Raw genomic sequence first — 10666 nt, 5'->3', positions numbered from 1 at the left:
CGACAGGTCCTTCGACGGCGTGAACGTCCACGTGCCGTTCGCCGCCACCGTAGCCGTACCCAGTACCGTCAGGCCGTCCCACACCGTGATCGTGTTGCCCGCCACCGAGCGCGTGCCGCTGATATGCGGATGGCCGTCGCTCGTGGTGCTGCCGGAAGGAATGGCGTGACCGCTGTCGTCGGTCAGCGTGGGCGCCGCCGGCGGAAGCGGCTCGCTCGTGTCGATCTTGATCACGATCGGCGTCGACGGCGTGCTCGGCGCACCCGCCGCGTTCGTATCGATCACGGTGATGCTGTGCGTGCCGTTCGACAGGTCGGTGGTCGGCGTGTACGACCACTTGCCGTCCGGACCCACGGTGGTCGAACCGATCACCGTGCCGTTGTCGTACACCGTGATTTTGTCGCCCGCTCCGCCCGTGCCGCTGATATGCGGATGGCCGTCGCTGGTCGCGCTGCCCGCGGGAATGGCGTTACCGCTGCCGTCGGTCAGCACGGGCGCCGCCGGTGTGGCCGGCACTTTCGTGTCGATAATCACGCTCGTGTGATCCGACGGCACGCTCGGCACACCGGCCGGGTTCGTTTCAATCACATAGATGTCGTGTGTGCCGTTGGAGAGATCAGTCGTCGGCTTGACGACCCACTTGCCGTCCGGACCAACGATGGTCGAACCGATCGGCGTGTTGCCGTCGTACATGGTGATCGTGTCGCCCGGCGTGCCCGTGCCGTTCATGGACGGATGCGGGTCGTTCGTCGGATTCGGCAGCGGATGGCCCTGGTCGTCCGTCATGCCGTTGATCACCGGCTGGGGCGGAACAACGGGCGTGCCCGACGGGATGATCACCGACATGGGAGTGGACGAGGTGCCGTAGCTGCCGTCGCTGCCCACGTCAATCGCCGTGAACGAATGCGTGCCGCCTTTGAGGCTGGCCGGCGCCGTGAAGCTCCACGTGCCGTTCGCCGCTACCGTTGCCGTGCCGATCAGGCGAACGCCGTCGTACACGTTGACATAGGTCCCCGCGGTGGCTGTGCCGGTGATCACCGGTTGCGCGCTGCTCGACGTGCCGCCGCCGGTTGCGCCGCCTACCGACGTAATGACTGCTTTAGAGGGAGAGATAGTCGCCATTTCTTTATACCTTGTATTACCGAGAAATCGACGGAACCTGAAACCCGCGAGATAGCGGACAATTCATATGGCTCCGGCCAAGTACCGCAAAGAAGTTGCTGCCACGCAGGCTTCATGCGAGAACTGCGATTCTGATTGCGGAACACGTTGCTACATACGGGAAAAATCCTAATTACATGGATATCTCGCCATGCCCGGCCACAATTCACCGAACAGTGTTCCAAAGCTGGGAAACAACTAAGAACTCCCCCTAAAACTGTCTTATTTTTTGGCATGGATATGCCTCAGATGCCACAGGAGGGACAATACGTTTGCGACCGCGCTCCACGTTATAGAAAAGCAAAAGACCGGTCCAGCTTGGCGCTGAAACGGTCTTTTTCTTTAATGCGGCACCAGATTAATGCGTGAATCCGCGATTATTCAGACATTCGAATGTTTCGCTATTTACCTTGATCTGTGCAATCTGAAATAGTTTCTTAAAGTCAGCGCTCCTTCACTTCATTTAGCACCTTATCCACGATCTGTTCCGGCGTAAGTGCAATATCCACCTCGACGGCTTCATCCGGACCGGGCGGCTCGAGCGTATCGAGCTGGCTTTGCAGCAGCGCCGGATCGAAGAAATGACCCGTGCGCGTCTTGATCCGCTCCCTCAGCAATTCTGGCTTTCCCTTCAGATAAACAAACGTCACGTCCTTATCGCCGTGCCGAAGAATATCGCGATACACGCGCTTCAACGCCGAACACGCATACACGTGGGTGGTGCCGTCCGCCTGCTTTTCTTCTATCGATGCCCGGATTGCAGCAAGCCACGGCCAGCGGTCTTCGTCCGTGAGCGCGATGCCCTTGTGCATCTTGTCCTTGTTCGCCTGGCTGTGAAAACTGTCGGCATCGGCGAAATCGCACTTCAGCCGTTCAGCCAGCATTTCGCCGATCGTCGTCTTGCCACAACCGGATACGCCCATCGCAATTAATATCATTGAAGCCTCCTCACACGACCGTCGAAAGCGCGAAAGTCAAACCCAAACCCATTACCGAAATAATCGTCTCGCACAGCGACCACGTCTTGAATGTCTGGCCGACCGTCATGCCGAAATATTCCTTGATCAGCCAGAAACCGCCGTCGTTCACATGCGAGAAAATCAGCGAGCCCGAGCCCGTCGCGAGCACCAGCAGCTCCGGACTCACGCTCGCGCCTGCTGCCAGTGCGATCGGCGCAACAATGCCGCAAGCAGTCGTCATGGCAACGGTCGCGGAACCGGTGGCCAGGCGAATCAGCGCCGCGACGAACCAGCCCAGCAACAACGGCGACAAATGCGCAGCCGACGCCGTGGCCACGAGCTGCTGCGAAATCCCGCTCTCGCGCAACACATTGCCAAAGCCGCCGCCCGCGCCCACGATCAGCGTAATCCCCGCGATAGGCGCAAGACATTCGCCGCAAAACTTCTGGATCTGCGCGCGATCGAATCCCCGCGATGCCCCGAAACTCCAGAAGCTGAACAGCACGGCGACCAGCAACGCAACGTCCGTATTGCCAAAGAAGTGCAGCAGGCTATTCGGAAGCGTTTTCGGCGTGGTGAACAGGTCGGCCCAACTGCCGACCAGCATCAGGATCACGGGCAGCAAAATGCTGAAGAGCGTAATGCCGAAGCTGGGGAGCTCGCGCGTTGCACCTTCCGTGTGTGACTCCGTGAATTGCGCCGCCAGCGGATTGTTCTCCGGCAACTTGATGTGCTTGTGGATCAGCAGCGCAAACAGCGGACCGGCGACAATGGCCGTGGGAATACCGACGATCAACCCGTACATGATCGTCTTGCCAATATCCGCGTGATACGCCTGCACCGCGAGCAGCGCGGCCGGGTGCGGCGGAATCAGCCCGTGCACGACCGAGAGTCCGGCGACCATCGGCAAGCCGATCAGCAGCAGCGACTTGTTCGTGCGTTTCGCCACGTTGAACGCAATGGGAATCAGCAGCACGAAACCGACTTCGAAAAACACCGGCAAGCCGACGATAATCGCCACGCACATCATGGCCCAGTGAATATATTTCTCGCCAAACCAGCTAATCAGCGTATTCGCAATGCGCTCCGCCCCGCCCGATTCGGCCATCATCTTGCCGAGCATCGTGCCAAGCCCGACCACGACCGCTATGTGCCCGAGCGTGTTGCCATTGCCGGTTTCGAACGCCTTGACGATGGTGTCCATCGGCATGCCGACAGCCAGGCCTAATAGCAACGAAACGATGATCAGAACGAGGAACGGGTAAACCTTGTATCGCGTGATCAACAAGATCAGCAGAACGATAGCGATAACCGCATACACCAGCAGCATGCTGCCGTGGACTGGCTCCATGAAGCGTCTCCTTCGTTTGTTTAGATTTTTTGGTTTGCGGGTGCGTTTGCTGTCACTTACTGGGTTAGCGCCCGGGTGGCGCATTTGCCAAGCAGGTAGAGGCCAAGCACACACGCAGTCGGCGAGTCACTGAGACGCAATGTTACTTGCAGCGAACGAAAACTGTGCGGCAACTGTTCCGGAATATGAAAAAGCCTTTGCTGAGCGCTGGTTGGCGCACCGCAAAGGCTTTTGTGTTCCTGGCTTTCGGCAACAGCGAGACTTATCCCTTCGATGGCGCCAGCAAACTTGCCGCACGCGCGAGACGCGTCACTTCTTCCCAGTTATGCGCGGCCAGCGCCGCTTTCGGCGTCAACCACGATCCGCCAACACACACCACGTTCGGCAGCGCCAGGAAATTCGGCGCGGTTTCCGCAGTGATGCCGCCAGTCGGGCAGAACTTCAGGCCGGGGAACGGGCCGTTGAGCGCTTGCAGCATCGAGACACCTCCCGCCTGTTGCGCCGGAAACAGCTTCACGATTTCATAACCGAATTCCATCGCCTGGATGATGTCGGTCGGCGTCATCACGCCCGGCAGCAACGGCAAGCCCACATCCAGCGCGGCCTGATGAATCTCCTTCGTCAAACCCGGCGATACACCGAATTGCGCGCCCGCTTTCTTGGCCTGCCCGCAGTGCTCGGGCTTGGTGATGGTGCCGACGCCCACCACGATATCGTCGGACAGATGGCTTGCCCGTTCGATAGCTTCCAACCCAGCAGCCGTGCGCAGCGTGATCTCAAGCACCTTGACGCCGCCCGCGTGCAATGCGCGCGAGACGTTTTCACCCTGCTCGGCCGACTCGAACGCGAGGACCGGAATCACCGGGCCCAGACGTACGATTTCGCTGACTGATTTCATATGTTGCTCCTTTGTATGTTTGGCTCGCGCTTCTTCGTGCTTCTCTTTGCCGTGCTCGCAAGTGCTCTCAGGTTCTCGCGGAACTTCATGTCTTCATGTCTATTGCGGTGCCACTTCGCCGACCATGGGGCCGAACACCGATGCGCCCAATTCCGCAGGCATCGCCGCCGCGCGGAACACGCCAAAGAGTTCGCGCCCGAAACCGACTTCGTTCGCCGCCTGATGCTTTGGCTGCTCGACCTCGCGCGCCGCCCATTCGTTCTCATCGATCTCGACGTCGAGCACACCCTTGTTCGCATCGATAACGATCATGTCGCCCGTGCGCACCTTGCCTATCGGGCCATGCAGCAACGCTTCCGGCGAAATGTGGATCACAGCAGGAACCTTGCCCGACGCACCCGACATCCGGCCGTCCGTCACCAGCGCAACGTGGAAGCCCTGATCCTGCAACACGCCCAGAAGCGGCGTCAACCGGTGCAACTCCGGCATGCCGTTTGCCCGCGCGCCCTGGAACCGCACGACGGCGACAAAATCACGCTTGAGTTCGCCGTTATCGAACGCTTCCTGCACGTCTTCCTGCGATTCGAACACGATAGCCGGCGCCTTCACATACCGATGTGCGTCCGCCACCGCCGAGATCTTGATCACGCCGCGGCCGAGTTTGCCCTGCATCAGGCGCAAACCGCCATCCGGCGCGAACGGTTCCTTGTGGCTGCGCAGCACTTTCGTGTCATGGCTGGTTTCGCTGCCGTCGACCCATTTCAGCTTGCCATCGAGCAGTTTCGGCTCGCGCGTGTAGTGCTTCAGGCCCTTGCCAGCGACGGTTGTCACGTCTTCGTGCAGCAGGCCCGCCTGAAGCAGGTCACGTACCAGATACGCAACGCCGCCCGCCGCGTGGAAATGATTCACGTCGGCCTTGCCGTTCGGATAGATCCGCGCGGTCAGCGGCACGGCTTGCGAGAGTTCATCGAAGTCATTCCAGTCGATCACGATGCCCGCTGCCCGCGCAATCGCCACCAGATGCAGCGTGTGATTGGTGGAACCGCCCGTTGCCAGCAACGCAACGATGCCGTTCACGATCGCCTTTTCATCGACGACATGGCCGACCGGCGTGTAATGGCCGCGTTCCACGGTCAGTTCCAGCACGCGTCTCGCGGCTTCGGCCGTGAGCGCGTCTCGCAACGGCGTATGCGGGTGGATGAATGCAGAACCCGGCAGATGCAGCCCCATGACTTCCATCAGCATTTGGTTGCTATTTGCCGTTCCGTAGAACGTACAGGTGCCGTGGCCGTGGTAAGCCGCCGCTTCCGCTTCGAGCAACGCGCCGCGGTCGCATCCGCCGGTCGCGAATTGCTGGCGGACCTTGGCTTTGTCGTCGTTCGTGAGGCCGCTGGTCATCGGACCTGCGGGCACGAAAATGGTCGGCAGATGTCCGAACTGCAGCGCACCGATCAGCAAGCCCGGCACGATCTTGTCGCAGATACCGAGGCATAAAGCGGCATCGAACATGTTGTGGGTCAGCGCGACGGCCGTGCTCATCGCGATCGCTTCGCGCGAGAACAGCGACAGTTCCATGCCCGCGTTGCCTTGCGTGATGCCGTCGCACATGGCCGGAACGCCGCCCGCGAACTGCGCCACGCCGCCCGCTTCGCGGGCAGCGTGCTTGATGATGTCGGGGTAATTCTTGAACGGCGCGTGGGCGGAAAGCATCTCGTTATAAGACGAAACGATGCCGATGTTCGGTTCGCGAACCGCCTTGATCGCGATCTTCTCCTGGCCTTCAAGGCCAGCAAAACCGTGCGCAAGGTTCGCGCATGAGAGCGCGCCGCGCGCCGGGAAATGACCTTGCGCGCCGTCGATACGCGCCAGATAGGCTGCACGCGTCGGCTTGCTGCGCTCGATCACGCGCTGGGTAACTTTTTTCAAATGCGAATGCGGGGAAACCATCGAAACTCCTTCGGCTCGTGTCGGCGAGCGGGCGTTGACGCCGGGTTGAACGGTCGCGGGGACGGGGAAGTTTTGTTTTTGAGGCGTGCCCGTGTCGTGAGTAGGAATTCTAGTAGAAAAACTACATAAATTCCATCTGGAAAACCCTTACTTTACGTTGTAATTCTTATGCAATGGCTTACTTTGCGCGCTTGCCGCGGTGATTTGAAATGCTCTGAACCGCGATATATCGTGTAGTTTTTGTACATTTCGGTCAATCAGCTATAGTCCACGCATTTCCAGCATAGGCGAGATTCCCGATGTTGCTGTCCCAAGTCGAAGCAATGCGCGAGCAGTTGCGCCCCTCCGAGCGCAAGCTCGCCGATTACGTCCTGGAGGCGCCGCGCGAAGTGCTGGATCTGGCCATGACGGACTTTGCCAAGCGAGCGGGCGTCAGCCAGCCGACGATAGCGCGGTTTTGCCAGGCACTGGGTTTTTCGGGATTCCGGGAGTTCAAGATCCGGCTGGCGCAGAGCATTGCGTCCGTCGTTCCCGCGCCGGCCGTGTTCCGCGATGTCCGCGCCGATGAGCCCGCCGCCGGCGTCGCGGCAAAAGTGCTCGACCGGACCATTGGCGCGTTGCTGCAGGTCCGCAATAGTTTGTCATCGGACAGCGTGGCTGCGGCGATCACCCTGCTTGCCGAAGCGCGGCGGATCGAGTTTTACGGCGCGGGCGGATCGGGCATTGCCGCGCTCGATGTCCAGCACAAGTTCTTCAGGCTCGGCGTACCGAGCGTCGCGTATTCCGATCCGCACACCTACACGACATCGGCTGCGTTGCTGGGCGCGGGGGATGTGGTCGTGGTTATCTCGAACACGGGCCGCACGCGCGACATACTCGACGCGGTGAAGTCGGCGCTGGACAGCGGCGCGAAGGTCATCGCGATCACGCATGGAAATTCACCGCTGGCGCGTCTGGCGAGCGTGGGTTTGTTCGCGAACGTAGACGAAGACACGGACATTTTCTCGCCGATGACATCTCGGGTATCGCATCTGGCGATAGGCGACATTTTGGCGGTGGGGGTGGCGTTGGCGCGGGGGCCGGAGTTTGCGGAGAGACTTGCTGAGGCGAAGGGCGTGCTGGATAGGAGGCGCGTGGGAAATTAGCTGAGCTGGATTTTCACGCCGCATAAAAAAAGCGGGTTCCTCCGAAGAGGAACCCGCTTTAAATTTTTGAAGACCAGCTCTTCGAAAAACCCGGCTCTTACGAACCGGATTTCTCTCAGATCAGACTTCGATTACCACTGGTACGAAGCACCAGCACCAACCGTCGTACCCGCTGCAGACCAACCCGCGCCAACGCGCACCTTGATGTTCTGCGTGATACGAGCCGTACCGCCAATGGCCGTTGCTGCGTAGCCCTGGAACGTACCGCCACCAATACCGATCGACAGCGTCTTGTTCGCATCGACATCCGGGATCATGGTCAGCGCAGTGGCTGCCGCAATACCGCTGTATGCCTTACGAGCAACACCACCAACAGCCGAGTTCATCTGGTTCAGGTTGACCGCATCCGTACCCTTCGTACCGGCAGCCACGTTCGTCACCTGACGCTCGTTGCCTTCGGAACCCATGGAAACGCTGTTGTCACGATCAGCAACCGAGTTTGCACCCAGAGCCACCGCGTTGTTAGCCGGAGCCGAAGCGTTGTTGCCGATAGCGATGGAATCAGTACCGCTCGCATTCGACTTACCACCGATGGCGATCGTGCCGTCACCCGTGCCACTCGCGCCGCCACCAATCACAACAGCGTGATCGCCGGAAGCCGAAGCGTTGTCGCCCATCGCGATTGCGTCACTGCCCGTGGCCGATGCTACTGCAGCCGGCGTGCCGTCCGCGCCATTAGTACCGTTGATACCGTTGATGCCGATACCTGCTGCGCCCGTCGTACCGATGTTCTGCACGGATTGCTGAAGAGCCGCCACGTCCTGATTGGTAGCGAACAACTGGCCGCCGGTTACTGCGTCCGTGCTGGTGGCACTTGAAATATCCCCAGCCGTCAAGCCAGTGATCAGGGCGGTAGCCGTAGGGCTGTCCTTGCCGACCGTCAACTTGTCATGCGCCGCCGAGTCGTACGCCACTGCGTTCGGCGTTGCAACTCCACCACCTGCGGTGATGTTGTTCACGGTTGTCTGCAGTTCGGTCAGGCTGTTCGAGTTGTTAGTAACACGGCCGTCGATGTTGGTGATCGCATCGCCCATGTTATGCACGGTGTTGCCGCCAACATTGAACGACGGTTGCGTGATCGAGCCGTCCGAATTGACCGCCGCACCGCCGCCGATCGCCGTTGCCAGACCGCTAGCAGCGTTGTACAGCTGCGTACCGTTGATCGCGTCGAAGCTCGACGAGCTCACGTCGCCGGCAGCTACACCGGTGAGCCTGCGGTTGCCCGCAGTCCCTGCGAAGTTGACTGTGTTGCCGTCATTAAGCGCGCCAACCGTGATGTCACGCGACGTCGGGTCCTGGACAACCATGCCATTACCGGTCGAACCGGCCATGTCCGCCACCGTGGTGTTCAAGCTGGTGAGGTTGGTGTCGATCGCCTTGAACGCATCACCTGCATTGTGCACCGGCTTGTCGCCGATCGAGTACGTCGGAGCCGTTACAGCACCCGTCGTCGGATCGATCGTCGCACCACCGCCCAGCGCTGCTACTACTGGCGTCAACTGGCTAAGGTTCACTGCCGACGTAGCCTTCGTGCCTGCCGATACACCGGTCAGTTCACGTGTCACGCCATTCGTGCCTGCAAAGTTCACAAGGGTGCCGTCCGTTTTGCTGCCAACCAGCAGGTCAGCACCAGCACCGGCTTGCGTGATCAGAGTGGAACCGCCACCGCCCGTGCCAGCGTCCGCGATGGCCTTGTTCATCTGACCATAATTCACCGCGTCCGTGGTCGTGGTACCAGCAGCCACGTTCACGATCTTGCGCTCGCTACCCTTCGCACCGATCGACAGAACGTTGCTTTGCGATGCATCACTGCCGTTACCCAGCACGATGCTGTTCGCTCCGCCCTTGCCATTCAGGTCCGTGCCGGTAATGTTGCTACCGAACACGAACGTGTTGGCAGTCGACAGCTTGTTGGAATTACCAATCACGACCGAACCCGCGCCGGTAACCGTATTAGCGTTGCCGATTGCAACAGTCTTCAGCCCAAGGTCATCGACGATGTTGCTATTGCCAATCGCTACGCTGTCGTCTGCATTGGCATAAGAAGCCTTGCCAATAACCAGCGAGCGATCGCCCATTGCCTGTGCATTTACACCGATCGCGGTCGATGAATCACCCACCGAAATCGTGTTCACACCGATGCTCACCGAGTTGTTACCGCTCGACGCAGCGCCCTGACCAATCGCCACGGCACCGTTTTGCGTTGCGTGAACGTTGAGACCCATTGCAATCGAGTCGGTGCCCATGGCCTCGATCTGGCCAGCCTTGTCCGTCGGGCCCGATTTCACCAATTGGTCCGGCGTCAACGACGAGGGCGGGAAAGCATCGCTGACTGCCGCGCGCAACGTCGATTTCAGCAACGACGCTTTGGCAACCGTCGACTCCTTGATCAACTCGTTGACCTGGCCAAGATTAACCGCATCGGTTTCATCCTGAGCATTTGCAACGTTCACAACTCGACGCTGAAGTTTGTAGCTACCGACTGACACCGTGTTTTGATCAGACGCCATTGAGCCTGCGCCTAGTGCTACCGAGTTGTCTGCGCTGGCGTTCGAGCCGAGGCCGAAAGCCATGGCATTGATGCCGGACGCAGCGGACTTGCGACCAATCGCGACAGAGCCAACACCGTTTGCGAAGGCATCACCGCCGAATGCGATCGAATCCGTACCCGATGCCATCGCCGTCATGCCTTGCGAAGCGCCAAAACGGATGTATTTCAGGCTCGCGCCTACCGCAATCAGGCTGCTGTTCATGGCGTTCAACTGCTTCAAGTTGACCGCATCCAGATCAGACGTACCGTCGGCAACCTGATGGATTTGGGTTCCGGCCGTGCCGCCACCCAATGTCACCGACTTCTTGGTTGCGTCATCGTAGGCAACGAAAGAGTTCAGCGCGACGCCGTTCGAATCAACCTTCCCGCCCATCGCGTTCAACTGCGACATGTTGACGGCGTCAGCATCGGCCTTACCGTTGGCAACGTTAGTCAACGTCACCGCCGGCTTGCCTGTGCCGCCCAGTGTGACCTTGTCGTGCGCGCTCGAGTCGTACTTCACCGAGTCGGTCGAAGCCGTCAGTGCATCCGTTGCCGCCGTACCTGCTGCAACAACTGCACCCGACACGTTGTCATACGTCGTGCCGCCAATCT

At 59.9% G+C, this 10666-nt stretch carries 7 protein-coding genes; 1 reads left to right on the top strand and 6 read right to left on the bottom strand.

Annotated features, from left to right (window positions below):
* The 5 genes from WCA53_RS18310 to edd form a co-directional block, all read right to left on the bottom strand.
* The coding region (locus WCA53_RS18310) for an Ig-like domain-containing protein (RefSeq protein ID WP_423913634.1) at positions 1 to 1122 on the bottom strand (1122 nt) is incomplete at its 3' end.
* Positions 1123 to 1604: 482 nt separating this feature from the next.
* On the bottom strand, positions 1605 to 2099 hold the full coding sequence (locus WCA53_RS18305) for a gluconokinase (protein WP_423913631.1): 495 nt from the start codon (positions 2097 to 2099) through the stop codon (positions 1605 to 1607).
* Positions 2100 to 2109: 10 nt separating this feature from the next.
* Positions 2110 to 3471, bottom strand: coding sequence for a gluconate:H+ symporter (locus tag WCA53_RS18300; protein WP_423913628.1), 1362 nt, complete (start codon positions 3469 to 3471; stop codon positions 2110 to 2112).
* 262 nt (positions 3472 to 3733) lie between these two features.
* Positions 3734 to 4369, bottom strand: coding sequence for a bifunctional 4-hydroxy-2-oxoglutarate aldolase/2-dehydro-3-deoxy-phosphogluconate aldolase (eda, locus tag WCA53_RS18295; protein ID WP_423913625.1), 636 nt, complete (start codon positions 4367 to 4369; stop codon positions 3734 to 3736).
* Between the two features lie 99 nt (positions 4370 to 4468).
* On the bottom strand, positions 4469 to 6316 hold the full coding sequence (edd, locus tag WCA53_RS18290; protein ID WP_423913622.1) for a phosphogluconate dehydratase: 1848 nt from the start codon (positions 6314 to 6316) through the stop codon (positions 4469 to 4471).
* A 299-nt stretch (positions 6317 to 6615) separates the two neighbouring features.
* On the opposite strand from edd, the gene WCA53_RS18285 reads away from it, so the two are divergent.
* Positions 6616 to 7461: a MurR/RpiR family transcriptional regulator gene (locus WCA53_RS18285; protein WP_423913618.1), complete on the top strand. Its 846-nt coding sequence runs from the start codon at positions 6616 to 6618 to the stop codon at positions 7459 to 7461.
* Positions 7462 to 7592: 131 nt separating this feature from the next.
* Here WCA53_RS18285 and WCA53_RS18280 read toward each other — a convergent pair.
* Positions 7593 to 10666, bottom strand: a 3074-nt coding sequence (locus tag WCA53_RS18280) for a YadA-like family protein (protein WP_423913613.1), incomplete at its 5' end; no start/stop codon positions are given.

This window comes from Caballeronia sp. (assembly GCF_049581465.1).
In the GTDB taxonomy this organism is placed as follows: Bacteria; Pseudomonadota; Gammaproteobacteria; order Burkholderiales; family Burkholderiaceae; genus Caballeronia.
The sequence above is the reverse complement of the archived record's forward strand: the minus strand, read 5'-3'. Positions and strand labels throughout refer to the sequence as shown.

What these genes read in the sequence shown, in the direction of transcription:
- eda (WP_423913625.1), bottom strand. Translation starts at nt 4,369, where the DNA reads ATGAAATCAGTCAGCGAAATCGTACGTCTGGGCCCGGTGATTCCGGTC.
- WCA53_RS18305 (WP_423913631.1), bottom strand. Translation starts at nt 2,099, where the DNA reads ATGATATTAATTGCGATGGGCGTATCCGGTTGTGGCAAGACGACGATC.
- edd (WP_423913622.1), bottom strand. Translation starts at nt 6,316, where the DNA reads ATGGTTTCCCCGCATTCGCATTTGAAAAAAGTTACCCAGCGCGTGATC.
- WCA53_RS18285 (WP_423913618.1), top strand. Translation starts at nt 6,616, where the DNA reads ATGTTGCTGTCCCAAGTCGAAGCAATGCGCGAGCAGTTGCGCCCCTCC.
- WCA53_RS18300 (WP_423913628.1), bottom strand. Translation starts at nt 3,471, where the DNA reads ATGGAGCCAGTCCACGGCAGCATGCTGCTGGTGTATGCGGTTATCGCT.